At 57.6% G+C, this 25,472-nt stretch carries 26 protein-coding genes and 1 pseudogene; 13 read left to right on the top strand and 14 right to left on the bottom strand.

Annotation, left to right across the window (positions count from 1 at the left end):
• Positions 1-251: 251 nt before the first annotated feature.
• Positions 252-1,133 carry an SDR family oxidoreductase gene (locus IEV40_RS03820; RefSeq protein WP_229723935.1) on the bottom strand — a complete coding sequence of 294 codons (882 nt, stop codon included), beginning with the start codon at positions 1,131-1,133 and terminating at the stop codon, positions 252-254.
• A gap of 17 nt (positions 1,134-1,150) precedes the next feature.
• Between IEV40_RS03820 and IEV40_RS03825 the strand changes: the two genes are divergently transcribed.
• From IEV40_RS03825 to IEV40_RS03835, 3 genes are all read left to right on the top strand, one after another.
• Positions 1,151-2,194: a CDP-6-deoxy-delta-3,4-glucoseen reductase gene (locus tag IEV40_RS03825; protein WP_188419615.1), complete on the top strand. Its 1,044-nt coding sequence runs from the start codon at positions 1,151-1,153 to the stop codon at positions 2,192-2,194.
• A 280-nt stretch (positions 2,195-2,474) separates the two neighbouring features.
• On the top strand, positions 2,475-3,677 hold the full coding sequence (locus IEV40_RS03830; RefSeq protein ID WP_188419616.1) for an acetylornithine transaminase: 1,203 nt from the start codon (positions 2,475-2,477) through the stop codon (positions 3,675-3,677).
• Between the two features lie 4 nt (positions 3,678-3,681).
• A complete protein-coding gene (locus tag IEV40_RS03835) occupies positions 3,682-4,182 on the top strand; it encodes a C40 family peptidase (RefSeq protein ID WP_229723936.1) in 501 nt (166 codons plus the stop codon).
• Positions 4,183-4,249: 67 nt separating this feature from the next.
• On the opposite strand, the gene IEV40_RS03840 is transcribed toward IEV40_RS03835, so the two are convergent.
• Positions 4,250-4,648, bottom strand: a complete 399-nt coding sequence (locus IEV40_RS03840; protein WP_188419617.1) for a VOC family protein — start codon at positions 4,646-4,648, stop codon at positions 4,250-4,252.
• 29 nt (positions 4,649-4,677) lie between these two features.
• Positions 4,678-5,229, bottom strand: coding sequence for a YdeI/OmpD-associated family protein (locus IEV40_RS03845; RefSeq protein ID WP_188419618.1), 552 nt, complete (start codon positions 5,227-5,229; stop codon positions 4,678-4,680).
• On the opposite strand from IEV40_RS03845, the gene IEV40_RS14765 reads away from it, so the two are divergent.
• Positions 5,117-5,452 carry a hypothetical protein gene (locus tag IEV40_RS14765; protein ID WP_229723979.1) on the top strand — a complete coding sequence of 112 codons (336 nt, stop codon included), beginning with the start codon at positions 5,117-5,119 and terminating at the stop codon, positions 5,450-5,452. The genes IEV40_RS03845 and IEV40_RS14765 overlap by 113 nt on opposite strands.
• A gap of 222 nt (positions 5,453-5,674) precedes the next feature.
• On the opposite strand, the gene IEV40_RS03855 is transcribed toward IEV40_RS14765, so the two are convergent.
• The 4 genes from IEV40_RS03855 to IEV40_RS03870 all read right to left on the bottom strand — a co-directional run bounded on the left by IEV40_RS03855 (position 5,675) and on the right by IEV40_RS03870 (position 7,673).
• Positions 5,675-6,193 carry a DMP19 family protein gene (locus IEV40_RS03855; protein ID WP_229723937.1) on the bottom strand — a complete coding sequence of 173 codons (519 nt, stop codon included), beginning with the start codon at positions 6,191-6,193 and terminating at the stop codon, positions 5,675-5,677.
• Between the two features lie 211 nt (positions 6,194-6,404).
• The gene (locus IEV40_RS03860) at positions 6,405-6,644 is read right to left on the bottom strand and encodes a hypothetical protein (RefSeq protein ID WP_188419620.1); all 240 of its coding nucleotides are present in this window, start codon (positions 6,642-6,644) and stop codon (positions 6,405-6,407) included.
• A gap of 77 nt (positions 6,645-6,721) precedes the next feature.
• Positions 6,722-7,192: a DUF4262 domain-containing protein gene (locus IEV40_RS03865; protein WP_188419621.1), complete on the bottom strand. Its 471-nt coding sequence runs from the start codon at positions 7,190-7,192 to the stop codon at positions 6,722-6,724.
• A gap of 97 nt (positions 7,193-7,289) precedes the next feature.
• Complete coding sequence (locus tag IEV40_RS03870) at positions 7,290-7,673, bottom strand: DUF6173 family protein (protein WP_188419622.1); 384 nt, start codon at positions 7,671-7,673, stop codon at positions 7,290-7,292.
• A 495-nt stretch (positions 7,674-8,168) separates the two neighbouring features.
• Between IEV40_RS03870 and IEV40_RS03875 the strand changes: the two genes are divergently transcribed.
• On the top strand, positions 8,169-9,149 hold the full coding sequence (locus IEV40_RS03875; protein WP_188419623.1) for an integron integrase: 981 nt from the start codon (positions 8,169-8,171) through the stop codon (positions 9,147-9,149).
• A 48-nt stretch (positions 9,150-9,197) separates the two neighbouring features.
• On the opposite strand, the pseudogene IEV40_RS14740 reads toward IEV40_RS03875, so the two are convergent.
• The 5 genes and pseudogenes from IEV40_RS14740 to aceE form a co-directional block, all read right to left on the bottom strand.
• A pseudogene (locus IEV40_RS14740) lies at positions 9,198-9,380 on the bottom strand (hypothetical protein); the annotation flags it as partial.
• A 147-nt stretch (positions 9,381-9,527) separates the two neighbouring features.
• On the bottom strand, positions 9,528-11,687 hold the full coding sequence (lpdA, locus tag IEV40_RS14700) for a dihydrolipoyl dehydrogenase (RefSeq protein ID WP_188419624.1): 2,160 nt from the start codon (positions 11,685-11,687) through the stop codon (positions 9,528-9,530).
• Between the two features lie 105 nt (positions 11,688-11,792).
• Positions 11,793-12,362 (bottom strand): Ntn hydrolase family protein, encoded by a 570-nt coding sequence (locus IEV40_RS03890; protein ID WP_188419625.1) that lies wholly within the window; start codon positions 12,360-12,362, stop codon positions 11,793-11,795.
• A gap of 12 nt (positions 12,363-12,374) precedes the next feature.
• The gene (gene aceF, locus IEV40_RS03895) at positions 12,375-13,736 is read right to left on the bottom strand and encodes a dihydrolipoyllysine-residue acetyltransferase (RefSeq protein ID WP_188419626.1); all 1,362 of its coding nucleotides are present in this window, start codon (positions 13,734-13,736) and stop codon (positions 12,375-12,377) included.
• Between the two features lie 113 nt (positions 13,737-13,849).
• Positions 13,850-16,546, bottom strand: coding sequence for a pyruvate dehydrogenase (acetyl-transferring), homodimeric type (gene aceE / locus IEV40_RS03900; protein WP_188419627.1), 2,697 nt, complete (start codon positions 16,544-16,546; stop codon positions 13,850-13,852).
• Between the two features lie 296 nt (positions 16,547-16,842).
• Between aceE and folD the strand changes: the two genes are divergently transcribed.
• From folD to IEV40_RS03930, 6 genes are all read left to right on the top strand, one after another.
• Complete coding sequence (gene folD, locus IEV40_RS03905) at positions 16,843-17,691, top strand: bifunctional methylenetetrahydrofolate dehydrogenase/methenyltetrahydrofolate cyclohydrolase FolD (RefSeq protein ID WP_188419628.1); 849 nt, start codon at positions 16,843-16,845, stop codon at positions 17,689-17,691.
• Entirely contained in the window at positions 17,691-19,772 is a 2,082-nt protein-coding gene (locus IEV40_RS03910) for a M3 family metallopeptidase (RefSeq protein ID WP_188419629.1), read from the top strand. The genes folD and IEV40_RS03910 overlap by 1 nt, the downstream gene beginning before the upstream one ends.
• Positions 19,773-19,837: 65 nt before the next feature.
• Positions 19,838-20,446 carry a glutaredoxin family protein gene (locus IEV40_RS03915; RefSeq protein WP_188419630.1) on the top strand — a complete coding sequence of 203 codons (609 nt, stop codon included), beginning with the start codon at positions 19,838-19,840 and terminating at the stop codon, positions 20,444-20,446.
• Positions 20,447-20,458: 12 nt separating this feature from the next.
• A complete protein-coding gene (locus IEV40_RS03920) occupies positions 20,459-20,884 on the top strand; it encodes a DNA polymerase III subunit chi (RefSeq protein WP_188419631.1) in 426 nt (141 codons plus the stop codon).
• Positions 20,881-21,294, top strand: a complete 414-nt coding sequence (locus tag IEV40_RS03925) for a DUF2486 family protein (RefSeq protein WP_188419632.1) — start codon at positions 20,881-20,883, stop codon at positions 21,292-21,294. Before IEV40_RS03920 ends, IEV40_RS03925 begins: the two co-directional genes overlap by 4 nt.
• Positions 21,295-21,435: 141 nt before the next feature.
• On the top strand, positions 21,436-22,749 hold the full coding sequence (locus IEV40_RS03930; protein WP_188419633.1) for a D-amino acid dehydrogenase: 1,314 nt from the start codon (positions 21,436-21,438) through the stop codon (positions 22,747-22,749).
• A gap of 198 nt (positions 22,750-22,947) precedes the next feature.
• On the opposite strand, the gene IEV40_RS03935 is transcribed toward IEV40_RS03930, so the two are convergent.
• On the bottom strand, positions 22,948-23,457 hold the full coding sequence (locus IEV40_RS03935) for an Lrp/AsnC family transcriptional regulator (protein ID WP_188419634.1): 510 nt from the start codon (positions 23,455-23,457) through the stop codon (positions 22,948-22,950).
• 138 nt (positions 23,458-23,595) lie between these two features.
• Here IEV40_RS03935 and IEV40_RS03940 point away from each other — a divergent pair, with 138 nt between their 5' ends.
• Positions 23,596-24,735 carry a branched-chain amino acid ABC transporter substrate-binding protein gene (locus IEV40_RS03940; RefSeq protein WP_188419635.1) on the top strand — a complete coding sequence of 380 codons (1,140 nt, stop codon included), beginning with the start codon at positions 23,596-23,598 and terminating at the stop codon, positions 24,733-24,735.
• A gap of 63 nt (positions 24,736-24,798) precedes the next feature.
• On the opposite strand, the gene IEV40_RS03945 is transcribed toward IEV40_RS03940, so the two are convergent.
• Positions 24,799-25,104: a c-type cytochrome gene (locus tag IEV40_RS03945; protein WP_188419636.1), complete on the bottom strand. Its 306-nt coding sequence runs from the start codon at positions 25,102-25,104 to the stop codon at positions 24,799-24,801.
• A gap of 147 nt (positions 25,105-25,251) precedes the next feature.
• Between IEV40_RS03945 and IEV40_RS03950 the strand changes: the two genes are divergently transcribed.
• Positions 25,252-25,467: a TIGR04438 family Trp-rich protein gene (locus IEV40_RS03950; RefSeq protein WP_188419637.1), complete on the top strand. Its 216-nt coding sequence runs from the start codon at positions 25,252-25,254 to the stop codon at positions 25,465-25,467.
• Positions 25,468-25,472: the final 5 nt, after the last annotated feature.

Raw genomic sequence — 25,472 nt, forward strand, 5'->3', positions numbered from 1 at the left:
GTAAAAACCGAATAATTTTATGAATATTACGGATAAAAACAGAGCAATCACATCATGAGAACATCAATCAACAAGTAAAAAACATCAATAAATTCAATATATTGAATCAATAACACGTTGATTCAGCATAGTCCAGAAGACGAATGAATGAAAGAAAAACATGAAATATTCCCCGTATAGAAGAAAATGTTTTTCTGAAAGGTGAAAGGGATGATTCGTTATTTTTATAATAATTTTTTAACGATTTCTTATTATTTCTTCAGTCCATCAGCAACCGTCGGGTAACGTAATCGCACACCCAGTTCCTCCTTGATGCGTCGATTCGACAAGCGTCGCGATTCGGACATGAAGGACAGCATCATCGGCGACACCTGCTGCCGCAGTACATCAAAAGGCAGGCGTGGCGGCCGCGGCAGCGCCAAGGCATCGGCCACCGCATCGAAATAGTCGCCCATCTTCATTTCGGAATCGTCGACCGCGTGATAGGCGCGGCACGACGCTCCCCGAAACAGCGCCGCAACGATCATGCGCGCCAGATCGTCCGCATGGATATGATTCGTATAGACATCGTCGTTCCGATGCAATGCCGGTGTACCGTTCTTCAAGCGCTCCACAGGAAGACGACCATCTCCATAGATGCCCGGCACACGCAGGATTGCCACTCGCCCATGCGCGCGCTTCGCCCATGCGCGCAAGGTCCTTTCCGCATCGACACGTCGTACGGCACGCGCATTGCGCGGACGCAGCGGACGCGTTTCGTCCACCCATTCACCATCGCAATCGCCGTAGACGCCCGAGGTGCTGACATAAACCAGTCTGGCCCCGTCGGGTAAAATGGCGACCAGATTGCGGGTACGGCGATCGACGTCGCCATCCGATTGCGGCGGCGCCAGATGCACGATCGTCTGCGCCAAGCGGGCAATGCGAGCCAATGTCGCCGGTCGATCCAGGTCTGCGATCACCGGAATTGCGCCAGCGTCGCGCAAAGCCTGGCGACGCTCTTCCTGCGTCGTCACGGCAAAGATGCGGAACTTGTCCCGCAACAGCGGCAACAGACGCATGCCGACATCGCCGCAACCGAGAACCAGCAGCCGCGGCTTGCCTGTTTTCCCCGCACTGTTTTTGTTTTGCATTTTCATGACCCGATTGTATGACGTTCCAGATCACCGTTAAGCCGAGCGGTCGGCAATTCCCCTGCGAAGCAGACGAAACCATCCTCGATGCCGCGATCCGCGCCGGTGTTGGCCTGCCCTACGGCTGCAAGAACGGCGCCTGCGGTACCTGCAAGGGGCTGGTGCTGTCCGGCGACGTAACGCATGCGCCGCATCAGCAGAAAGCCCTGCCGCCGAACGACGTCAAACAAGGCTTCGCGCTCTTCTGCTGCGCGCATCCACATAGCGATATCGAACTCGAAGCGCGCGAAGTGCTCGGCGTCGGCGAATTCCCGATCAAGAAACTGCCGACGCGCGTCGCCAAACTGGAAAAAATCGCCGACGACGTGATCGTCATGTCGCTGCAATTGCCCGCCAGCGAACGCCTGCAATACCGCGCCGGCCAGTACATCGAATTCATGCTGAAGGACGGCAAGCGCCGCAGCTACAGCCTGGCGAACGCACCGCACCTGGATCAACAGATCACGCTGCACATCCGCCACATGTCAGGTGGCGTGTTCACCGATCATGTCTTCAGCACGATGAAGGAGCGCGAAATCCTGCGCTTCGAAGGCCCGATGGGCACCTTCTTCCTGCGCGAGGAATCGGACAAGCCGATGGTACTGCTCGCCTCCGGTACCGGCTTCGCGCCGATCAAGGCCATCGTCGAACAGGCGCAGCACGCCGGCAGCAAACGACCGATGACGCTCTATTGGGGCGGCCGCCGGCCGAAGGATCTGTACATGCACGCGCTGTGCGAGGAATGGACGCGCACGATTCCGGGCTTCCGCTACGTGCCGGTCATCTCGAACGCGCAACTGGAAGACCAGTGGAACGGCCGCATCGGCTTCGTCCACTATGCCGTGATGGAAGACCTGCCAGATCTGTCCGGCCATCAGGTTTATGCCTGCGGCGCGCCGGCCATGGTCGATGCCGCGCGTAACGACTTCACCGCGCAATGCAAGCTGCCGACCGACGAGTTCTACGCGGATGCCTTCACATCGGAAGCCGACATGGCGCAAGGCGTGGTCTCGGACGAATAACGAAGGTAATGCAGAGGAAGTCATGTCGCAGAAATAACGCAACGGTCATCTGCAACACTTGCGGGGAAACCTTTTGACGCCCCACGGGAAACGTCTTACCATGCCTGCATGAACATGACCGCCAGACACTTGCGACGCCGTCTCCCTCTGCCCCAGCACTGGATGCCGTGCGTGTAAGCATTTGCCGATCACGAAGCCACAGGCAATCCTGTGGCTTTTTTTTTGATATCGTTTTCCCCTATTGTTTCGCTCTCACTTCATTCGCTCAGGAGTATCCGTAATGGAATTCAGCCAGTATGCCGTCGACAACCTGATGTACATCACCAACCGCCCACAGCTCGTCTGCGTCGAAGGGCAAGGCATGTGGCTGACCGATAACAACGGCAAGCGCTATCTCGACTACCTGCAAGGCTGGGCCGTCAACTGCCTCGGCCATTCGCCGCAATGCATCCAGGATGCGCTGAACGCGCAGGTGAAGAAGTTGATCAATCCGTCGCCCGCGTTCTACAACGAACCGTCGATCAAGCTGGCCACGCTGCTGACCGATCACTCCTGCTTCGATCGCGTGTTCTTCGCCAACAGCGGTGCCGAAGCGAACGAAGGCGCCTTCAAGCTCGCGCGCAAATGGGGCAAGGTCAACAAGAACGCCGCCGGCGAAAACCGCTACGAGATCATCACCTTCGACCACAGCTTCCACGGCCGCACGATCGCCGCCATGTCCGCCAGCGGCAAGGCCGGCTGGGACACGATCTTCGCACCGCAGGTGCCCGGCTTCCACAAGGCCACACTGAACGACATCGCCAGCGTCGAAAAGCTGATCACCGACAAGACCGTTGCCGTGATGCTGGAACCGGTGCAAGGCGAAGCCGGCGTCATTCCCGCCACGCGCGAATTCATGCAGGCATTGCGCACACTGACGAAGCAGCACAACCTGCTGCTGATCGCCGATGAAGTGCAGACCGGCATGGGCCGTTGCGGCGAGATGTTCGCCTACCAACTTTCCGGTATCGAACCGGACATCATGACGCTGGGAAAAGGCATCGGCGGCGGTGTGCCGCTAGCCGCACTGCTGGCGAAAGAAGAAATCGCCATCTTCGAAGCAGGTGAACAAGGCGGCACCTACAACGGCAATCCGCTGATGACAGCCGTCGGCGTCGCCGTCGCCGAAACGCTGATCGCGCCCGGCTTCCTGCAATCGGTGAAGGACAAGGGCGATTACCTCGGCCGCGAACTGACAAAACTGTCCGACAAGCACGGCCTGGCCGGCGAACGCGGCGAAGGCTTGCTGCGCGCACTGAAACTCGGCAAGGATATCGGCCCGCAGATCGTCGACAAGGCACGCGATCTGCAACCGGTCGGCCTGCTGCTGAATTCGCCGCGCCCCGACCTGCTGCGCTTCATGCCGTCGCTGAATGTGACGACCGAGGAACTGGATCAGATGATCGCACTCTTATCCGGTGTGTTGACCGATCTGGATTGCTGACCCGATGACATTCACGACCGCCCTGCTCCGCCTGCGCGCCACGCTATTGAGCATGGCGGTCGCACTCCTCATCACCGCTTGCGGCACTGCGCCGCTGGCACCACCGCCCGACACACCGGAAGTCGCCAGCAAGCGCGACGACATCATCTTCTTTTCGATCAGCCTGCTCGATACCGGCTATCGCTTCGGCGGCAAGAATCCGGAAGCGGGACTGGATTGCAGCGGCATGGTGTCCTATGTTTTTCGGGAAGCGGCAGGCTTGCGCGTAACCGGTAGCGCGGCCGACATCGCCAAGCGCGGACGCGAAATCGAAAAGCGCGACCTGCGCCCCGGCGATCTCGTCTTTTTCAATACGCTAGGCCGCTCGTTCTCGCATGTCGGCATTTACATCGGAGACGGGAAGTTCATCCATGCACCTTCGAGCCGCGGCAAGGTGCGTATCGAGCGCATGGACAATCGCTACTTTGCGAAACGTTTTGAGATGGCACGGACGTATTTGTACTGAATCTTCAACTTCTCCACAGCTTTAACGTCGTAAAACCCGCGTCAACACCTTGGTCGCGGATAACAGGCTAGCCGGCATAGTTGAGTTGCCAGGAAACGCCAAACCGGTCGTTGATCCAGCCGAACCGCTGACTGAAACCGTAATTGTCCAGCGGCATCAGAACGCCGCCATCCTTCGACAAGATACCGAAGACGTGCTCCAGCTCGGCCACCGAATCGAATTCCACGAAAATGGAACTGGAGGGCGTGAAAGAAAAATTGTGCTTGACCGGACTATCCGAACACATGAACTCCCGACCGCAAAGCGTGAATACTGCAACCTTGATCGTCCCTGCCAGCCCCAGCCCGTCCTGGGTATAACGTTCGACCTGCAACATGCCGGAATCAGGAAACGTCGCGAAATACAAATCCAGTGCAGCCTGCGCATTACCGTCCTGAAACATCAGAAATGGTTTGACTGTCGCCATAAGAAGAATCTCCTGAATAGCCGGCTACCCTAGTCTGCTGCCTTGGGAGCGCTGAACGCCTTGCTGTAGTAACCGGACGAATCAAAACAACAAACCCGCAGCTTGCCGGAAGAAAGCATGCTGCAGGCATTGCTGATCCGTTGCGCACGCGTCCTGGCCTGCTTCGCTGAAGTAATCCAATGTATCCAGTCCAGGCGCGCGATCGTCGTGGTCTCGTTCCAGCCAGCCAAAGCCTCAGGCGAAACGTCCAATGCCTGCTGCAGGTCCGATGGGACTTCCGGCTCAGGTTCGCGTTCCACGGGCGTCACCTCAAACATCGCGACATCTCCGGCATGCATGCCGGCAGCATCGAGCAACTCCTGATCTAACCGCAACCAGTGACTGCGCTTCCCATCCGGTTCCAGCGTCGCCTGGAAAGCATAACCGTTGACAGTGCCATCCACGGTCGTCCTTCCGCGCCGGGGAAGTGTGGCACTGACATTCTTGGGAAGAACTACGAAAGCCCAGCAATCGTCGCCGCCCGATGTGGCCGGATGGAGCAGTCTTGCTTCGAATCGGGATGGTGCATTCACTTTCGTCATCGCAAGGCAATTACTGATGGAATTCAACGTAAAACCGCATCTTACCAAGCGGCTTCACTTCATGAAAAACGGTGGGCTCAACAACACCGAAAACGGATTTATCAAGAATGATGCCTTCCGGTTTCGGTTCATTGATCGTGTACTGCAACTGGCCTTCAAGCACCACTATTTTTTCCCATACCGACTCTTTGGTCTGATGTGCATGAAGAAAATGCGTTGCTGATCAGCTGTGATTTCCTTGCTCTGGGGGTGATCCTTGTCGTTCTTGCTGCATCATGCGCCCACAACTCACATACTGAGCCAAGCGGAAATTGATCAGTCTCTGAGTCGATACCGACAAACGGGAAAAACAAAGGATTGAATAGCCAATGCCGCACCCTAACGTTGGAGGTAAGGGGCCGGCTGGAGGCGGCACGCCGGAAGACGGTCCCGCTTGACCGAAGGGTTAGCTGTCTTTATACAGTTTGTGATGGGCTGCATATACCGCGCATTTCTCTGTCAGCTGATCTGTATCTGCGTAGAACGCCTTATCAAGTACGTCGAGCTTCCCCCAGGCGGGGTGAGAATCGTTGCCCAAGGTTGGCATTAATTTTTGCCGCCCGGACTGATCAGTTGGAACTGGAAGGTCTCCAAACAGAACTTCTTTCGCCTGTGCCAACAACCCCGCAGTCTTCTCTGCCCCAAACTCAAATAACCCATCAAGCGCAAGGCCGTATAACTCACCACTACTATTTGAGAAATATTGCTCAAACCCACCGTTGTATACCTCGCCCATTAGGCAGGACACGGCATAGTAGGTCTTTTCCGCGTGACTAAGGCCACCAATACCCTCTGGGGTTTTGTAAATTCGGTCAATCAGCGCAAGCCAGTATTTCCGCTCGGCACTATTTTCGTGCTCGCGCTCACGTTCCCTTCGTTTTTTCCCTTCCTCGATTCTTCCTCGAAAGCCACCTTTGCATGGCATACACAGCCCATCGTTTTTAGCCGCTGTCTCTGGGAGGATTTGTGCCCCGCATTGAGGGCAAGGTACGCGCAAGGTCATTGGGGACAGCTAACGTTGGAGGTAAGGGGCTGCGGCGCGAAAACGACTGCCCGGAGAAACCACGCCGATTCCGCAGTCCCGCTTGACCGAAGGGTTAGGAGTTGTAGAGGCAAATGGTATTGGTATTGGTATTTCAGGTTAAAGAAGATCGAACGATCTGCAAGTTTTTGATGGCGGATTTCTGATCACCAACGCTATAGCTTTTATATGCCGCTCGAACAGCCCCAATGAATTGATTGTCAAGATTCAACAGTTTTAGGAGTCGTGTTATTTCGTCAAATGCAGCGTCAAGCGTCATTTCCGTATCAGCGGGGAACCGGTCTGGCGCTTTTAGTATTACAAAGCTTATAAGGTCACGGAGCTCGTCCTTCATCCAATACTCCTAACGTTGGAGGTAAGGGGGCCGGCTGAAGGCGGCACGCCGGAAGACGATCCCGCTTGACCGAAGGGTTAGGCAGATTGTTCATGGTTTCCCAGAACAGATTGCCAAGATACAAAGTTTGATGGTGCGCCCTCTTGCCACGGGAACAGACCTTCATTGCTAGGCCATACGCACTGAACTAAAGGAAAGTTATTGCCTTCGTAGTACCAACGAGCAAAGCCTACATGGCTTTGATAGTGAGCTTTATCGACATTGACTAAAACACAGTCGAAATCTGTTATTAAACCTGGATAGTTATCGCCGGGAGAAATGCTTTGACCAGCTTTCAAATTACGGGCAATTTCATTTGCCATTGAGTGCATTAGTTTTGCATCTAGGCCAATGATGAGTACTTCTGGGTGATTGAAAGTTTCGAAGAGTCCGACTGTGAATCCATGGGGCGGATGAGTTTCATCCTCCATGACACTAACGAAATGCCATCCAAACTTTGCAATGTCATCGAGTACTTTTTGCTCGGCTTTGTCATGAGCGATGCGCATAGGGATGTATGCTTAACGTTGGAGGTAAGGGGCTGCGGCGCGAAAGAGACTGACCGGAGAAACCACGCCGGTCCCGCAGTCCCTCTTGACCGAAGTGTTATGCCTTCTGTGCGTCATATTCTGCCCAGCTTGAAAACCCAATTGGCCGTTTAGGTTGGCTCAGATTTTCTCGTTTCAAAGCAACGAGCAAGATGCTGATTTGCGACACGTGCTGGATTAGCTCAACGGCCTCTCCATTTTCATTCTTTCCTCGAAACGAAATCAGAGAAGGGTTCCAGTACCCGATATCGTCAATGTGGAAAGTAACGGATTGACCGAAACTGACTAGCCGTGCACCTACCTCATGATTTTCATCCAGAGAGCGGTGAAAATTGTTTATCCACTGAATCAAACGCCTGTGAAATTCATCCGCAAGGTTGTGGTCCTTAGGCGGCATTAAGTGTGCCGGATTAAATCGCGGCATTAAATTATCGATGTCCATGCACCTTTCCTTCTAAGGCATAACGCCTGAATTAAGCCGCGCCGCGAAGCGGTGTCGGCTTGAATGAATTGTTAGGCCTGCTCATACAGCCGCAAGCCGCATTTGCCGCACCAGTGACCAGATGCAAGGGGTGCTTTGCAGCGAGGGCATGGAAAACGTGCCAAGCGAAACGCCAGACAGCCCCAAGCGACAGCCCACAGCAAGATGATAAAAAAAGAAAAAGATTGCCATGAATGATGCTGAGTGTCCGTAGAAGCCAAGCAATAACACATGCCGCAGGAAAACCGGCAATGAGTCCCACCACAACTGCCCAGTGGCACTGCTTGTAGTTCCGCCATTGTTCGGTATAGAGCGACATTGGAGGCCTAACTATATTTAGATCGCCGCATCATATGATCATGGCATTGTCTAAGTCAATAATGAAACGCACTATGTCATTGAAATATAAGGAGATTTACCATAAACATGGGATTTAGACCGCCTAAATAAATGCGTATGACTGATTCCTCACTTGCGCCACCACCTCGCCTTCTGGATCGGGTACGGGAACGGATTCGTGTACTGCATTATTCCATTCGAACCGAGAAAGCCTATGCCGATTGGATCAAGCGCTTCATTCTGTTTCACGGCAAGCGGCATCCGCAGGAAATGGGTGCAGAGGAAATTACTGCTTTTCTGAGTTATCTCGCCGTCGATCGCGGCGTATCGGCCTCCACTCAGAATCAGGCCAAGGCAGCCCTGCTTTTTCTGTACAAGGAAGTTTTGTGTATCGATCTGCCATGGCTGCAGGATATCGTTACCGCCAAGGCATCGCGCCGCCTGCCAGTCGTACTGACACCGCATGAAGTACGCGATCTTTTGCATCATCTCGATGGAACGCATTGGCTCGTCGTTTCGCTACTGTATGGAACCGGCATGCGTATCCTGGAAGCGCTGCATCTGCGCGTGAAGGATGTGGAATTCGAACGGCGTGAAATCGTCGTTCGCGAAGGAAAGGGCAACAAGGATCGCATTACCGTTTTACCGGAAAATCTGATCATGCCCTTGCAAACACAAATCGAACATGCCCGCCTCTTGCATGAATCCGATCTGAAAAAAGGCTTGGGCGAGGTTTGGTTGCCAGATGCCCTGGCAAGGAAATATCCGCGCGCCGCAACCGCTTGGGGATGGCAATACGTTTTTCCCAGCCCGACACTTTCCACCGATCCGCGCTCGGAAAAAACGCGCCGGCATCACTTGTATGAACAAACTGTCCAGCGCGCCGTGTCCAGTGCAGCAAAACGAGCAGGAATAACAAAACCCTGCTCTCCACATGTATTGCGACATTCATTTGCCACGCACATGCTGCAAGCCGGCTACGACATTCGCACGATTCAGGAATTGCTTGGCCATGCAGACATCAGCACCACGATGATCTACACGCACGTACTGAACAAGGGCGGACGTGGCGTACGCAGTCCGCTCGATTCCCTTTAGGTTCGTCATAGCCATGCAATAAAAAGTGGCACATGCGTCAATCTTTGCCCATACCGATTCCTTGGTCTGATGCGCATGCAGAAGACCGGCAAGCACACTTTCTGCTGTGAACTCCGGCGTTCTTTTGCAGGGGACAACATTTTTCGGCAATTCCTTCATGCTCTCCTCCTTCCAGTTGAAGAACATACAGCCTATCCGGATGGTTTGTCTTTTCTCTGTCGTTCTACGCATCTTTGGGCTATAAGAAAATTTTCTGTCGTCATGCTAGTTGCTCTTCTGGATGGAGCGTGTCCAATTTGCATGATTCCATGCAAGAACCAGATTGAGCGCCAAAAAAAAGCGACGCAAATGCGTCGCTTTTTCTGCGAACCATCAAGCTTATTTTTTTCGTGTCGGCGGCAAATCAGTACAAACCCCTTCAAACACTTCCGCCGCCATCCCGATCGATTCACCCAGCGTCGGATGCGGATGAATCGTCTTGCCGATATCGACAGCATCGGCTCCCATCTCGATCGCCAGTGCGATCTCGCCGATCATGTCGCCAGCATGCGTACCGACGATGCCGCCGCCGACGATGCGATGCGTCTCGGCATCGAACAGCAGCTTGGTGAAACCTTCGTCGCGGCCGTTCGCCACTGCACGGCCGGAAGCCGCCCACGGGAACAGGCCTTTCTCCAGTTTGATGCCCTTGGCCTTGGCGTCGTCCTCTGTGATACCGACCCATGCGACTTCCGGATCGGTATAGGCGACCGACGGAATCACGCGCGCATCGAAGTAGGATTTCTCGCCGGCAGCCACTTCGGCAGCGACGTGTGCTTCATGCACGGCCTTGTGCGCCAGCATCGGCTGACCGACCAGATCGCCGATGGCAAAGATGTGATGGATGTTGGTGCGCATCTGCGCGTCGACTTCGATGAAACCGCGATCGGTGACGGCCACACCGGCCTTCTCTGCACCGATCTTCTTGCCGTTCGGGCTGCGGCCGACCGCTACCAGCACCATGTCGTACAACTGCGGTTCCGGTGCGGTGACGGAAGCATCCGCTGCTTCGAACGTAACCTTGATGCCTTCCTTCAGCGCTTCGACAGCAACGGTTTTGGTCTTCAGCATGACCTTGTCGAAACGCTTTTCGTTGAACTTCTGCCAGACCTTGACCATGTCGCGGTCCGCGCCCTGCATCAGGCCATCCATCATTTCGACGACGTCGATGCGCGCGCCGAGCGTGGAATAGACGGTCGCCATTTCCAGGCCGATGATGCCACCGCCGATGACGAGCATGCGCTTCGGCACGGTGCGCAGTTCCAGTGCACCGGTCGAATCGACGATGCGCGGGTCCTGAGGAATAAATGGCAGGTTCACGACCGACGAGCCAGCAGCGATGATCGCCTGCTTGAACTGCACGGTCTTCTTGCTGCCGTCGGCCATCGCGACTTCGATGTGATTGGTGCCGACGAAGGTGCCGACGCCCTGCAGCACGTTGACCTTGCGCATCTTCGCCATGCCGGCCAGGCCGGTCGTCATCTTGCCGATGACTTTTTCCTTGTAGCCACGCAGCTTGTCGATATCGATCTGCGGCTTGCCAAAGGTGACACCATGCGCAGCCATCGATGCAGTTTCATCGATGACGGCCGCCACGTGCAGCAATGCTTTCGACGGGATGCAACCAACGTTGAGGCAGACGCCGCCGAGCGTCGCATAGCGCTCGATCAGCACGGTGGACATGCCGAGATCGGCCGAACGGAACGCGGCCGAATAACCTCCAGGGCCGGCACCGAGGACCATCATGTCGCATTCGATATCGGCCTTGCCGTTGAAACTGGCTGCAACGGGTGCGGCTTCCACCGCCTTTGGTTGCGCGGGTGCCGGTGCTGCAGGCGTCGCTGCAACGGCAGGTGCAGGAGCCGCGGGTTGCGCGGCCGGCGCACTGGCGGCGACTTCCAGCGTCAGCAGCGGCGAACCTTCAGACACCTTGTCGCCAAGCTTGATCTTCAATGCCTTGATGATGCCGGCGTGACTGGACGGAATCTCCATGCTGGCCTTGTCGGATTCGACCGTGACCAGCGACTGGTCTGCCTTGATCGTGTCGCCGACGTTGACCAGCAGTTCGATCACTTCGACTTCCTTGAAGTCGCCGATGTCCGGCACCGTCACTTCGACAGTGCCGCCGGCCTGGGCTGGTGCAGGAGCAGATGCAACAGGCACCGATGCAGGCGCTGCAGGTTGTGGCGCTGCGGGTTGCGCAGGTTGCGACACGGCAGCGACCGGAGCAGGCGCGGAAGGTGTCGGAGCCGCTGCAGCTTCTTCACCCTCCAGAACCAACAGCAGCGAACCTTCCGAAATCTTGTCGCCGAGCTTGATCTTCAGTTCCTTGACGACACCGGCATGGCTGGATGGAATTTCCAGGCTAGCCTTGTCGGATTCGACGGTAATCAGCGACTGATCGACCTTGACCGTATCGCCGACGTTGACCAGTACCTCGATCACTTCCACATCCTTGAAATCGCCGATATCCGGGACTTTCACTTCAATCGTGCTCATCGCTTTCGCTCCGTTACGCTTTGTTGTCGCTTTGTTGTTTATCCTGTCGTTTCGCTCACGAACCGACGGCCTGATGTTGTTTGATTCTTTATTCCCGCGCGACGATCACGCCTTCACCGGGAAGCTGACGATCTGGAACGGCCCCGCAGAACTCTTGTCGAACTCCGCGCCGGCATGCACGCCGATCTCGGCGATCTCACGTGCAGTGGCCTTGCCTTCATACACGGCGTACATCGCGCCTAATGCGAAATTGCGGCCGCTGCCGATACCCCAGAAACGATCGAAGCTGAAGACTTCCCGATACGAATAAACACCGTAGATGCCGTGCGGATTGGCCACCAGCGCGGCGATCTGCGACGACTCGTATGGATCGTCCTCCTCTTCTTTCGTGTTCAGGAAATATTGCTCCTTCAGGATCTGGTGCACTTTGCTGAACGTATCGAAAACTTCATCGCGCGTATCAAGCTTGCAATCCTCGCCCATGCCGGTCAGCAGTTTGCGCATGACCGGGAAGTGCGCGGCGGTACCTGCCAGCGTGACGTACGAGTCGCCGATCTGGAACATCTTGTTGTTCTCTTCGTACGCGTACGACAAGCGCGTATCGCCGAAGGTCACCAGCGAATCGCAGGCGATCGCAATCTCGTTGTTCTTCTTGACGACGACGCAGGTAGTCATGCGCAACCTCCCTTACAGCAGCGACTTGCGCAGATCGCCCAGCATTTCGCTCAGATAGGTCACGAAGCGCGCGCCTTGCGCGCCGTCGATCACGCGATGATCGTACGACAACGACAGTGGCAGGATCAGACGCGGCACGAACTGCTTGCCGTCCCAGACCGGTTTCATCTGTGTTTTCGACAGGCCGATGATCGCCACTTCCGGTGCGTTGATCAGCGGCGTGAAGTAGGTGCCGCCGATGCCGCCCAGCGACGAGATCGTGAACGTCGCGCCCTGCATGTCGGCCGGTTTCAGCTTGCCGTCACGTGCCTGCGCAGACAGTTCGCCCATCTCGCGCGCGATCTCGGTCACGGATTTCTTGTCCGCATCCTTGACCACCGGCACGACCAGACCGTGCGGCGTATCGGCTGCAAAACCGATGTGGTAGTACTGCTTGAGGATCAGGTTCTCGCCCTTTTCATCGAGCGATGAGTTGAATTCCGGCTGTTTCTTCAGCGCGGCGACGCAAGCCTTGATGACGAAAGCCAGCAGCGTCAGCTTGACGCCGGACTTGGCCAGCTTCTCGTTGCTTTCCTTGCGCAGTGCTTCCAGTTCGGTGACGTCCGCTTCGTCGTACTGCGTCACGTGCGGGATCATCACCCAGTTGCGATGCAGGTTCGGGCCGCTGATCTTCTTGATGCGCGACAGCGGTTCGATAGTGGTCGGGCCGAATTTCGAGAAATCCAGCGATGGCCACGGCAGCAGGCCCAGCCCGCCGCCTTCGACTTTTGCAGCCGATGTAGCCGTAGGTGCTGCTGCGGTCGAACCTGCAGCCAGCGCGCCCTTCACATAGCTCTGCACATCCTGTTGCGTGATACGGCCTTTCGGACCGGAACCGGCTACCTTGCCGAGATCGACACCGAGTTCGCGTGCGAACTTGCGTACAGATGGCGATGCATGCGCCTTGCTTGCGCCTGCACTTGGTGCTGCCGCTGCAGGCGCTGCCTGCGGTGCTGGTGCAGATACGGGAACCGGCGCTGGCGTCGGTGCAGGCGCTGCCGCAGCTTGCGGTGCCGGTTCTGCTTTCGGTGCGGCCGGCTCAGGTGCAGGCGCTTGCTGCGGAGCAGGTGCCGCTGCCGGGGCAGCCGCCTTGTCTTCCGCCGCTTCCAGCAACAGGAGCAGCGAGCCTTCGCTGACCTTGTCGCCCAGCTTGACCTTCAGTTCCTTGACGACGCCGGCGTGGCTCGACGGAATCTCCATGCTGGCCTTGTCCGATTCGACGGTGATCAGCGACTGATCGGCCTTGACCGTATCGCCAGGCTTGACCAGCAGTTCGATGATTTCGACTTCCTTGAAGTCGCCGATGTCCGGGACCTTGACTTCCACCATGCTCATTATTTTTCTCCGCTTGTTTGCGTATCACCATCATGACTGCGGGGAAGCAGGCGCAAGACATGTAACGCGCACTGCATTCCCCGTTCAGCCAGAGGAAGAATCTCTAACTGGAATTACTGCGTGACCGGATTGGCTTTGTCCGGATTGATGCTGTACTTCGTGATCGCCTGCGCGACGACATCGGCCGAGATCGCACCTTCTTCAGCCAGCGACTTCAGGGCTGCAATGGTGACGAAGTAGCGATTGACCTCGAAGAATTCACGCAGTTTCGCACGACTGTCCGAACGGCCGAAACCGTCGGTGCCCAGCACCTTGTACGTACGGCCTTTCGGAATGTGCGCGCGCACCTGTTCGGCGAACGTGCGCATGTAGTCGGTAGCAACCACGATCGGGCCGCTCGTGCCTTGCAGCGACTTGGTGATATGCGCCTGGCGCGGTTCCGCGGTCGGATGCAGCATGTTCCAGCGTTCGACGTCCTGGCCGTCGCGCGCCAGCAGCGTGAACGACGGTGCAGACCAGATGTCGGCAGTGACACCCCAGTCGTTCTTCAGCAGCTCAGCCGCAGCGATCACTTCGCGCAGAATGGTGCCGGAGCCCATCAATTGCACGCGCTGCTTGGATTTTTTCCCGCCGTCCTGCAACAGGTACAGGCCTTTCAGGATGTCCGCTTCCTGGCCGGCTTTCAGGCCTGGCTGAGGATAGTTCTCGTTCATCACGGTGATGTAGTAAAACACGTCTTCCTGATTTTCGACCATGCGCTTCAAGCCGTCGTGCATGATGACGGCGACTTCGTGCGCGAAGGTCGGGTCGTACGGCAGGCAGTTCGGAATCGTCGATGCCAGCAGATGGCTGTGGCCGTCTTCGTGCTGCAGGCCTTCACCGTTCAGCGTCGTACGGCCGGCGGTGCCGCCGAGGAGGAAGCCGCGCGCGCGCATGTCGCCCGCTGCCCACGCCAGATCGCCGATGCGCTGCAGGCCGAACATCGAATAGAACGTGTAGAACGGCAGCATGACCCGGTTGTTCGTCGAATATGACGTTGCCGCCGCGATCCACGATGCCATCGCACCGGCTTCGTTAATGCCTTCCTGCAGAATCTGGCCTGCCTTGTCTTCACGGTAGTAGCTGACCTGATCCTTGTCGACCGGCTCGTACAACTGACCCTGGTGGTTATAGATGCCGATCTGACGGAACAGACCTTCCATGCCGAAGGTACGCGATTCGTCGACCAGAATCGGCACCACGCGCTTGCCGAGGTTGGCGTCGCGCAGCAGAACGGTCAGAAAACGCACGTAGGCTTGCGTGGTAGAGATTTCACGGCCCTCGGCGGTCGGATCGAGGATTGCCTTGAAGGTATCCAGCGCCGGCACCGGCAGTTTTTCGTCGGCCTGCATGCGGCGCTGCGGCAGATAGCCGCCGAGCGCTTGGCGGCGTTCATGCAGGTACTTGATTTCCGGCGTGTCTTCGTCCGGTTTGAAGAACGGCACTTCCGGCAGCTTGTCGTCGGCGATCGGCAGCGAGAAGCGATCACGCATTTCGCGCACGGCTTCGTCATCCAGTTTTTTGGTCTGGTGCGCGGTGTTGCGGGCTTCGCCCGACTTGCCCATGCCGTAACCCTTGACGGTCTTCACCAGCAGCACGGTCGGCTGGCCCTTGTGTTCCTGCGCCGCCTTGAAGCCGGCGTAGATCTTGTGCGGATCGTGGCCGCCGCGCAGCAGATGCCAGATGTCGTCGTCCGACATGCGCGACACCATTTCCAACAACTTCGGATGCTTGCCGAAGAAGTGCTTGCGTACGTATGCGCCATCCTTCGACTTGTAGTTCTGATATTCACCGTCCAGCGTTTCCATCATCACGCGCTGCAGAATGCCTTCCTTGTCCTTGGCCAACAGCGGATCCCAGTTGGAACCCCAGATGATCTTGATGACGTTCCAGCCGGCACCGCGGAATTCGCCTTCCAGTTCCTGGATGATCTTGCCATTGCCGCGCACCGGGCCGTCCAGACGCTGCAGGTTGCAGTTGACGACCATCACCAGGTTGTCCAGCTCTTCACGGCCGGCCACGCCGATCGCGCCCATCGATTCGACTTCATCCATCTCGCCGTCACCACAGAAGACCCAGACCTTGCGGTTGTCGGTCTTGGCAACGTCACGTGCGTGCAGGTATTTGAGGAAGCGTGCCTGATAGATCGCCATCAACGGGCCCAGACCCATCGAGACAGTCGGGAACTGCCAGAATTCCGGCATCAGCTTCGGATGCGGATACGAGGACAAACCGTTGCCGTCGACTTCGCGACGGAAGTTGACCAGTTGTTCTTCGGACAGACGGCCTTCGAGGAAAGCACGCGCGTAGACGCCCGGCGACGAGTGGCCTTGAATATAGAGCAGATCGCCGCCGTGGTCTTCGGTCGGCGCATGCCAGAAGTGGTTGAAGCCGATGCCCAGCATGTTCGCCAGCGAGGCAAAGCTCGAGATGTGACCGCCCAGGTCGCCGTCGGCGCGGTTGGCTTTCACCACCATCGCCATCGCATTCCAGCGCATCCACGAACGCAGGCGCTCTTCGTATTCCAGGTTGCCCGGGCATGGCTCGCTCATGTCAGCCGGAATCGTGTTGACGTAGGCCGTGGTCGGCGAGAACGGAACCTGTGCGCCGCGGCGGCGCGCCAGATCGATCATGCGCTCGACGAGATAATGGGCACGGTCCGGGCCCTCCGTTTCGATCACCGCTTCGAGGGCATCCAGCCACTCCTGCGTTTCCATTACATCGGGATCGTTGGCGGCTTGCGCCAATACCTGGTCGAGCTGGGCTGACATAATAAGTCTCCTGATTTTTCCTGAAGCCGCCTTTTGTAAAGGCGGACGATATTTGAATCCGATTTGCACATTGTCATGTGAACGGCACGGAGTTTAACAGCAGTTTTTAGCATTTCCAAATTACGGCATTACTTTTCATAATGCGAAATCTATTGCAATCTGCTGCCTGATTCCGCACTTTGACTTTCCTCGACCGCTCTTTCCGGGTCGCTGCAGGCTCTTCTATATAATCAGTCCTTTTCGCTTTTCATTTCGTTCGTCGTCTTCCTTTATCCGTTTTTCACTGAACGCTTCCCATGACCGCACAACTCATCGATGGCAACCTGCTCTCCCAACAATTGCGCGCCGACGTCGCCAGACGTGCCGCCGCACTGACCGCCAAAGGCAAACAGCCCGGCTTGGCCGTGATCCTGGTCGGCGCCGATCCGGCTTCGCAGGTGTATGTACGTAATAAGGTCAAAGCCTGCGAAGACAATGGTCTTTATTCCTTGCTCGAAAAATACGAAGAAACGCTGACCGAAGCCGAATTGCTGGCGCGCATCGATGCACTGAACAACGATCCGAAGATCAACGGCATCCTGGTCCAGATGCCATTACCCAAGCACATCGATCCGCACAAGGTGATCGAGGCGATCTCGCCGCGCAAGGACGTGGACGGCTATTCGGTACTGAGCGCCGGCGAACTGCTGACCGGCCTCCCCGGCTTCCGCCCTTGCACGCCGTACGGCTGCATGAAGCTGATCGAAAGCACCGGCACCAGCCTGAAAGGCAAGCATGCCGTCGTCATCGGCCGCAGCAACACGGTCGGCAAGCCGATGGCGCTGCTGCTCTTGCAAGCCAACGCCACCGTCACCATCTGCCATAGCGGTACCACGGATATCGGTCATCACACGCGGCAGGCCGATGTCGTCGTCGTCGCCACAGGCCGCCGCAATACGCTGACGGCCGACATGATCAAGCCGGGCGCCATCGTCATCGACGTCGGCATCAACCGCGACGACAACGGCAAGCTGTGCGGCGATGTCGATTTTGCCAACGCGAAGGAAGTGGCCGGCCACATCACGCCCGTACCGGGCGGCGTCGGCCCCATGACCATCACCATGCTGCTCGTCAACACCGTCGAGGCAGCGGAAAGAGAACTCTGATGAATATCGCCCTGAACCCGTTGCTGGACTTTTCCGATCTCCCGCGCTTCGATGCCATCAAACCCGAGCACGTCGGTCCGGCGATCGACAGCCTGCTCGAACAATGCCGCGACGTCGTCAAGGATCTCGAATCCCGCACGGATCAGGTGACGTGGGAAAACTTCGTCGAACCGCTGGAAGACGTGACCGAAAAACTCGGCCGCGCCTGGGGTGCCGTCGGCCACATGAACGCCGTCGTCGATACGCCAGAACTGCGCGCCGCCTACAACGAGAACCAGCCGAAGATTACCGAGTTCTGGACCGCGCTGTCGCAGAACCTCGTGCTGTTCACCAAATACAAGGCGCTGCAGCTCGGCCCCGACTACAACGGCTATTCGCCGGCGCGCAAGAAGATCATCGAAAACGCCGTGCGCGATTTCCGCCTCGGCGGTGCCGAACTGCGCGAAGAGCAGAAGCCGCGCTTTGCCGAGATTCAGGAAAAGCAGGCGGCGCTGCAGACGAAGTTTTCTGAAAACATTCTCGACGCGACCAACGATTACGCGTTGTTCGTCGATGACGAAGCCGAACTCGCCGGCTTGCCGGATGACGCGAAGCAGGCCGCGCGCGCCGCCGCCGAAGCGGACGGTAAACCCGGCTGGAAATTCACGCTGCACTTCCCGTCCTATTTCCCGATCCTGCAATATGCCGACAACCGCAAGCTGCGCGAGACGATTTATCGTGCCAACGCGACCAAGGCATCCGACCAGGCGACCGATCATCCGGAATGGGACAACACGCAGAACATCGTCGAGATCCTGAAGCTGCGCGACGAAGAAGCGAAGCTGCTCGGCTACAAGAACTTTGCCGAAGTCTCGCTAGTACCGAAGATGGCGCAAACGCCGGAACAGGTCATCGGCTTCCTCGAAGACCTGGCCAAGCGTGCACGCCCATTCGCGGAAAAAGATTTGGCCGAACTACGTGCCTTCGCAGATAAAGAACTCGGCATCACGAAACTCGAAGCCTGGGACGCGACCTACGCATCGGAAAAACTGCGCGAACAGCGCTATGCGTTTTCCGAACAGGAAGTGAAACAATATTTCCCTGAGCCGAAAGTCGTCGCCGGCCTGTTCCGCACCGTTGAGACGTTGTTCTCGGTCTCCATCAAGCCAGACAATGCGCCGGTCTGGCATCCGGATGTCAAATTCTTCCGCATCGAAAAGAACGGCGCACTGGTCGGCCAGTTCTATCTTGATCTGTACGCACGCAACGGCAAACGCGGCGGCGCGTGGATGGACGATGCCCGCGGCCGCCGTGTCATCACCGGTAACGATGGCGAACGCGTGCAGACGCCGATTGCCTATCTGACCTGCAACTTCAGCTCGCCGATCACCGTCGACGGCAAGACGAAACCGGCGCTGTTCACGCACGACGAAGTCATCACGCTGTTCCACGAATTCGGCCATGGCCTGCACCACATGCTGACGCAGGTCGGCGAACTGGGCGTATCCGGCATCAACGGCGTCGAATGGGATGCGGTCGAACTGCCGTCACAGTTCATGGAAAACTTCTGCTGGGAATGGGACGTGCTGCAGCACATGACCGCGCATGCCGACACCGGCAAGCCGCTGCCGCGCGCGCTGTACGACAAGATGATCGCCGCGAAGAATTTCCAGTCCGGCCTGCAGACGCTGCGCCAGGTCGAGTTCTCGCTGTTCGACATGCTATTGCACAACGGCTATGACGCCGCTGGTCCGCAATCGGTGCAGGACGTACTGAACGAAGTGCGTACACAGGTTTCGGTGATGCTGCCGCCGGCATTCAATCGCTTCCAGCACTCGTTCTCGCACATCTTTGCCGGCGGCTATGCGGCCGGTTACTATAGCTACAAGTGGGCGGAAGTGCTGTCGGCCGACGCCTATGGCGCATTCGAGGAAGCCGGCAAGGTGGACGGCAACGTGCTGTCGGCAGCAACCGGCGCGCGCTTCCTGCGCGAAATTCTCGCAATGGGCGGCTCGCGTCCGGCAATCGAATCGTTCAAGGCCTTCCGCGGCCGCGAACCGGAAATCGATGCGTTGCTGCGTCACAGCGGCATGGCAGCCTGACGTGCCGTTTCCGCACTTTCCGCATTCGGTAGATTCGGCAGCATGAACAACGAAGGAGCGTTGCAATGAAGAACCGCTGGTCGTGGCTGCTGCTGTCGCTGCTGGTTTCGGCCAGCGCACAGGCACAGCTCTACAAATGGGTCGGACCGGACGGCAAGGTCACCTACAGCGACATGCCGCCGCCCGCCTCGGCAGCCAAGGTCGAGGAAAAATCCATCGGCACCGGCAGCAGCGTCACCAGCGGCCTGCCGTTCGAAGTGGTCCAAGCCGTACGCAGCAATCCGGTCACGCTCTATACCACGTCAAACTGCGAAGGCTGTGCCAGCGGACGCGAATTGCTGAAAGCTCGCGGCATTCCCTTCACTGAAAAAACCGTCAGCAGCGATGAAGATATCGCTCGTCTGAAACAGGCCGGCGGCACCCAGCAGTTGCCCTTCGTGACGATCGGCAGAAGCAAGCTGACTGGCGCCGATCCCGACGAATGGAATACCGCGCTGACCGCCGCCGGCTATCCGGCCACCAGCAAATTGCCACCTAATTACCGCAATCCGGCACCGCAACCTGCGGCGCCCAAAAAACCCGAAACGAAACCGGCAGCCGAAGAACCGGCACCACAGGCACCAGCCGAACGCCCGCCAGCCGCAGGCAATGCGCCGCCCGGTTTCCGCTTCTGATCTGCCGATCCAATGACACGCATCGACTTCCACAGCAACGTTCCCGACAAGCTGGCTTACGCCTGCAGGCTGACACGCAAGGCCCGCAATGCCGATTTCCGCATCGTGATCCTGGCACAGGACCGTTCGCAACTGGCGCGGCTCGATGCGCTGCTGTGGACTTTTTCCGAGCAGGATTTCCTGCCGCACGTGATGGCCAACGACGCCCTCGCCGCGCAGACACCGATCCTGCTGACCGCCGATCCCGGGATGGAATCGCCGCATCACCAGATTCTGATCAACCTGTCCGATACGCCGCCTGCACACTTCGCCCGCTTCGAGCGGGTGTTCGAAATCGTCTCCTCCGACGAAACGGACAAGTCCGCCGGACGCGAGCGCTACAGCTATTACAAGCAGCGTGGCTATCCGCTGACCCATTTCGTGGCCGACAACGCATGAACAAATCCGCACAAGACGCCGGCATTCCGATGCTGACGGAAGTCATCCAGCCGCCTCCTGCTCCCGCAGAACCGGAACCGCCAGTTGTCGTTGCCGCCGCCGTGCCGCTCGACGAACACGAACCGCCTGTATCGACGCAACCGATCGATCCGGAGCCGATCGACGGCTGGCTCGACGAAGAATGGACGCGTCTCGAACAGAAAGTGGCGGCGCGCACGCTGGCGCAGTTGCAGGAACGCATCGATCCGGTAATGGAACAGCAGATCGCCGACAGCGTGGCCGTCGCCGTGGAAACGGCGCTGGCCGACATGCAGCGCCATCTGCGCCGCCAATTGCAACAGACGCTGGAGCAATTGGTACGCGAAGCCGTCGCCGAGGAAATCGAAAACATGCGATTTTCGAAAAATTAAGTTTTCTGGCGATATTTTTCATTCCTGTATGCAAACTGCGATTTTTCTCAACGAATCGCAAATATTCCCCGCCAGATTGAACGCTCAGCAAAGCAGGAAGTCCGTAAAATTCAAGGTATCGAATAAAGCTGGGGATTTGCAATGAAAGTCATCGTTCTGGGTTCGGGCATCGTCGGCACCGCGTCCGCGTGGTTCCTGAACAAGGCCGGTCATGACGTAACCGTCATCGAGCGCCAGCCCGGCGCCGCGCAGGAAACCAGTTTCGCCAACGGCTGCCAGATTTCCGTCTCGCATGCCGAACCGTGGGCCAATCCGGCCGCGCCGAAAAAGATCCTGAAATGGCTGGGCAAGGAAGATGCGCCGCTGCTGTTTCGCCTGCGTCCCGAATTGCTGCAGTGGAAATGGGGGCTGAGCTTCCTGCGCGAATGCACTGAAGCACGCACCAACGACAACATTCGCCAGATCGTCGCCATTGCCGAATACAGTCGGCAGACGCTGCAGGCGCTGCGCGCCGAAACCGGCATCGAATACGATCACCTGACGCGCGGCATCCTGCACTTCTACACCGATGCGAAAGAGTTCGAGGATTCGCTGCCGGCCGCAAAGCTGATGCGCGAACTCGGCTGTCCGCGCGAATCGATCGGCGCCGATGAAGTCGTGCGCATCGAACCGGCGCTGGCGCATATGCGCGACCGCATCGTCGGCGGTGATTTCACGCAGAGCGACGAATCGGGCGACGTCTACAAATTCACCACGGGTCTCGCGGCACGCGCGGCGACGGCTGGCGTCGATTTCCGTTTCAGCACGACGGTGACGCGCCTGCTCACATCCGGCAGCGGCGCGCATGCAAAGATCACCGGCGTGGAAGTCATCGATGGACAGGGCCGCCACCAGACCTTGCATGCGGATGCCTTCGTCATGGCAATGGGCAGCTTCTCCGTGCAATTGCTGAAGCCGCTCGGCATCGACCTGATGGTCTATCCGGGCAAGGGCTATTCGGCCACCTACAAGGTGACGAATCCGGACACCGCACCGATCGTCTCGCTGACCGACGACGGCTACAAGCTGGTGCTGTCGCGCCTGGGCGATCGCCTGCGCGTGGCCGGCACCTGCGAGCTGAACGGCTACACACGCGAATTGAATCCGACGCGCTGCGAAGCGATCACGCGCCGCACGCGTGAACTGTTCCCGGATGCCTGCGATTACGACAATCCGACCTACTGGGCCGGCCTGCGTCCGCTGACGCCGTCGAACGTGCCCTACATCGGCAGGACGCGCTACGCCAACCTGTTCCTCAACACCGGCCACGGCACGCTGGGCTGGACCATGGGCTGCGGCTCGGGCCGTGCGATCGCCGATATCGTATCGGGCAGCCGGCCGGAAGTGGATTTCCGTTTCACCGGACCGGAATTCAACTCCGGCCAGTCGGGCGCGCCGCGTTCCATCACGGCCTGAACGTTTCCGGCATCGACAAATAAAAAACGGCGCAGCGAATTTTCTCGCTGCGCCGTTTCCACATCCGGTCGCATCAATTGACCGACGGACGACATCGAATGGCGACATTGCATAGCTGCATCGAATGAATGCCTGGAATTGATGCGACAAAATTACTGCAGCAAATCCAGATATCGATCAAGACGCCGGATCAACGCATCATTTTCCCGTCTTGACCTGCACCTCCGCCGCCTTCTCGTCGAACGCAATACGCGTATCGAACTTGGCGCGCTTCATCGGAAACCTCGACTGGAAATGCCGCACGTTGCCGGAACCGGAAATCGCACGGCGCACGAACTGGTAGTAGGCATCCATGTCGACCACATGCACGACAAGAAAGTAATCGTAATCGCCGGAAACGAAGTAGCACTGCATCACTTCCGGCTCCTTGTTCATGCGTGCCTCGAATTCCTGCATGCGCTCGTCGGCCTGATTCTCCAGCGACACTTCGAGGAAGGCCAGCATGCCGTAGCCCAGTGCAAACGGATCGATCATCGCCACATCGGCGCTGATGATGCCGGCCTCGCGCATATCCCGGATGCGGCGCAAACAGGTCGGCTGCGAAATGTGTACCTTATCCGCCAGCATGCTGGTCGATATCCGGTTGTCCTTCTGCAGCAGATTCAGCAGCTTGCGGTCGACTTTGTCTAAGGTATGTGCTTTCGGCATGGAATCGTCTCTGGCGTAAAAACCGAACAAAACGCTTGGCTTACCGTTTTCCGATGTTGTATGGTCCGGTTATTCGGGATCTTCACGGTCCAAGTGTTGCAGCTAAGTCCAGGTTTTACAATCCTCAGGAGACAAATAATGCAGTTGAAGATGATTTCACTGGCAGGCGTGATGGCGCTTGCGCTGGCGGGTACAGCCTCGGCACAGGAACAGGTCGTGCTCATCGGCAGTGTCGCGCCGACCACCGGTTCCGATTCGCACATGGGCAAGGACAATGAAAACGGCACACGCCTGGCTGTCGAGGAAATCAACGCCAAGGGCCTGGCCATCGGCGGCAAGAAGATCAAGCTGGAATTGATGGCCGAGGACGATGCTGCCGATCCGCGCCAGGCCACCAATGCCGCCACCAAGCTGGTCGATGCACACGTCTCCGCCGTCATCGGCCACCTGAATTCCGGCACCACGATTCCCGCCTCGCGCATTTATGCAAACGCCGGCATTCCGCAGCTGTCGCCGTCGGCCACCAATCCCAAATACACGCAGCAGAAATTCAAGACCACCTTCCGCCTCGTCGCCAATGATGCGCAGCTTGGCGGCACGCTGGGCAACTATGCCGTCAAGACCATGGGCGGCAAGACCTTCGCCATCATCGACGACCGCACCGCCTACGGCCAGGGTGTGGCTGACCAGTTCGCCAAAGCCGTCAAGGCAGCCGGCGGCAAGATTGTCGCGAACCAGTACACCAACAACAAGGCGACCGACTTCAATGCCATCCTGACTTCAATCAAGTCGAAGAAACCAGACATCATCTTCTTCGGCGGCATGGATGCCGTCGGCGGCCCGATGCTGCGCCAGATGCATCAGCTCGGCATCAATGCCAAGTTCATGGGTGGCGACGGCATCTGCACCGGCTCGTTGCCCGGCCTGGCCGGTTCAGGACTCGGCAATGATCAAGTCGTCTGCGCCGAAGCCGGCGGCGTTCCGGAAGATCGTCGCAAGGCAGTCGACGAATTCCGCGCCAAGTACAAGAAGAGATTCGGCATCGATGTGGTGTACACCGCTGCCTACGCCTACGATGCAGTCTATACCGCGGTCGATGCGATGAAGCGCGCCAACTCCACCGAACCGGCCAAATATCTGCCGGAACTGGTGAAGAGCAATTACCCGGGTGTGACGGGCAACATCGCCTTCGATGCCAACGGCGACATCAAGGACGGCATGCTGACGCTCTATACCTACCGCAACGGCAAACGCGAACTGCTGGCCGTCACCAAATAATTCCGGCAGACGGGCACAAAAAAAGCGCTTCGATCGAAGCGCTTTTTTATTGCGAGCGACGCATTATTTCAAAGTCATGATCCACTTGACCAGTGTGCGCGCCTCGGCCTCGCTGACCTGCGTATTCGCAGGCATCGGCACCGCGCCCCAGACGCCGCCGCCGCCCTTCATCACCTTCTGCACCAACTTGTCTTCCGCGCCCTTCTGGCCGGCATACTTTGCCGCTACATCCTTGAAAGAAGGGCCGACGATCTTGTTGTTGACCGAATGGCAGGCCATGCAATTCTTCGCCTTCGCCAGATCGGCATTCGCCATCGCGGCGCCCGATACGCCCATCGTCAACAGACACGCCAACATCAAACGCTTCATACTCGTTCTCCGGAAAAGGATCGCGGCCATTCTATCCTGTTTCCCCATTTCGTTTCGCCGCGCCGTCACGTCTTGCACACGCGACAACACAATTGACCGTTGCCCCGTTTCCTCCTATGCTGCACCGGAAAAAACAGGGAGAAATCCATGCCGCTGATTATCGTGATCGTCCTGCTGGCCGTGCTGAAATACTTCGAAGTCGGTCCGCTGGAGAAACTGTCCTGGTGGTGGATCGCCGGACTGTTCTGCGTCGCCTTCATCTGGTTCGAATTCGTCGAACGCATGTTCGGACTGGACAAGCGCAAGGCGCACGAACAGCTGGAGAAAGCGCGCAAGGAACGCGTCAACAAGACCTTCAAATAATCTCG

The organism is Oxalicibacterium solurbis (genome assembly GCF_014635845.1).
Lineage (GTDB): Bacteria > Pseudomonadota > Gammaproteobacteria > Burkholderiales > Burkholderiaceae_D > Oxalicibacterium > Oxalicibacterium solurbis.

Excerpts from the sequence above, each read along its gene's own strand:
- IEV40_RS03945 (WP_188419636.1), bottom strand. The coding sequence starts at position 25,104 with ATGAAGCGTTTGATGTTGGCGTGTCTGTTGACGATGGGCGTATCGGGC.
- IEV40_RS03915 (WP_188419630.1), top strand. The coding sequence starts at position 19,838 with ATGAAGAACCGCTGGTCGTGGCTGCTGCTGTCGCTGCTGGTTTCGGCC.
- aceF (WP_188419626.1), bottom strand. The coding sequence starts at position 13,736 with ATGAGCATGGTGGAAGTCAAGGTCCCGGACATCGGCGACTTCAAGGAA.
- IEV40_RS03870 (WP_188419622.1), bottom strand. The coding sequence starts at position 7,673 with ATGGACATCGATAATTTAATGCCGCGATTTAATCCGGCACACTTAATG.
- IEV40_RS03835 (WP_229723936.1), top strand. The coding sequence starts at position 3,682 with ATGACATTCACGACCGCCCTGCTCCGCCTGCGCGCCACGCTATTGAGC.
- aceE (WP_188419627.1), bottom strand. The coding sequence starts at position 16,546 with ATGTCAGCCCAGCTCGACCAGGTATTGGCGCAAGCCGCCAACGATCCC.
- IEV40_RS03860 (WP_188419620.1), bottom strand. The coding sequence starts at position 6,644 with ATGAAGGACGAGCTCCGTGACCTTATAAGCTTTGTAATACTAAAAGCG.
- IEV40_RS03875 (WP_188419623.1), top strand. The coding sequence starts at position 8,169 with ATGACTGATTCCTCACTTGCGCCACCACCTCGCCTTCTGGATCGGGTA.
- IEV40_RS03930 (WP_188419633.1), top strand. The coding sequence starts at position 21,436 with ATGAAAGTCATCGTTCTGGGTTCGGGCATCGTCGGCACCGCGTCCGCG.
- folD (WP_188419628.1), top strand. The coding sequence starts at position 16,843 with ATGACCGCACAACTCATCGATGGCAACCTGCTCTCCCAACAATTGCGC.
- IEV40_RS03825 (WP_188419615.1), top strand. The coding sequence starts at position 1,151 with ATGACGTTCCAGATCACCGTTAAGCCGAGCGGTCGGCAATTCCCCTGC.
- IEV40_RS03940 (WP_188419635.1), top strand. The coding sequence starts at position 23,596 with ATGCAGTTGAAGATGATTTCACTGGCAGGCGTGATGGCGCTTGCGCTG.
- IEV40_RS03920 (WP_188419631.1), top strand. The coding sequence starts at position 20,459 with ATGACACGCATCGACTTCCACAGCAACGTTCCCGACAAGCTGGCTTAC.
- IEV40_RS03820 (WP_229723935.1), bottom strand. The coding sequence starts at position 1,133 with ATGCAAAACAAAAACAGTGCGGGGAAAACAGGCAAGCCGCGGCTGCTG.
- lpdA (WP_188419624.1), bottom strand. The coding sequence starts at position 11,687 with ATGAGCACGATTGAAGTGAAAGTCCCGGATATCGGCGATTTCAAGGAT.
- IEV40_RS03855 (WP_229723937.1), bottom strand. The coding sequence starts at position 6,193 with ATGCCATGCAAAGGTGGCTTTCGAGGAAGAATCGAGGAAGGGAAAAAA.
- IEV40_RS03925 (WP_188419632.1), top strand. The coding sequence starts at position 20,881 with ATGAACAAATCCGCACAAGACGCCGGCATTCCGATGCTGACGGAAGTC.
- IEV40_RS03890 (WP_188419625.1), bottom strand. The coding sequence starts at position 12,362 with ATGACTACCTGCGTCGTCGTCAAGAAGAACAACGAGATTGCGATCGCC.
- IEV40_RS03865 (WP_188419621.1), bottom strand. The coding sequence starts at position 7,192 with ATGCGCATCGCTCATGACAAAGCCGAGCAAAAAGTACTCGATGACATT.
- IEV40_RS03840 (WP_188419617.1), bottom strand. The coding sequence starts at position 4,648 with ATGGCGACAGTCAAACCATTTCTGATGTTTCAGGACGGTAATGCGCAG.
- IEV40_RS03830 (WP_188419616.1), top strand. The coding sequence starts at position 2,475 with ATGGAATTCAGCCAGTATGCCGTCGACAACCTGATGTACATCACCAAC.
- IEV40_RS03950 (WP_188419637.1), top strand. The coding sequence starts at position 25,252 with ATGCCGCTGATTATCGTGATCGTCCTGCTGGCCGTGCTGAAATACTTC.
- IEV40_RS03935 (WP_188419634.1), bottom strand. The coding sequence starts at position 23,457 with ATGCCGAAAGCACATACCTTAGACAAAGTCGACCGCAAGCTGCTGAAT.
- IEV40_RS03910 (WP_188419629.1), top strand. The coding sequence starts at position 17,691 with ATGAATATCGCCCTGAACCCGTTGCTGGACTTTTCCGATCTCCCGCGC.
- IEV40_RS03845 (WP_188419618.1), bottom strand. The coding sequence starts at position 5,229 with ATGACGAAAGTGAATGCACCATCCCGATTCGAAGCAAGACTGCTCCAT.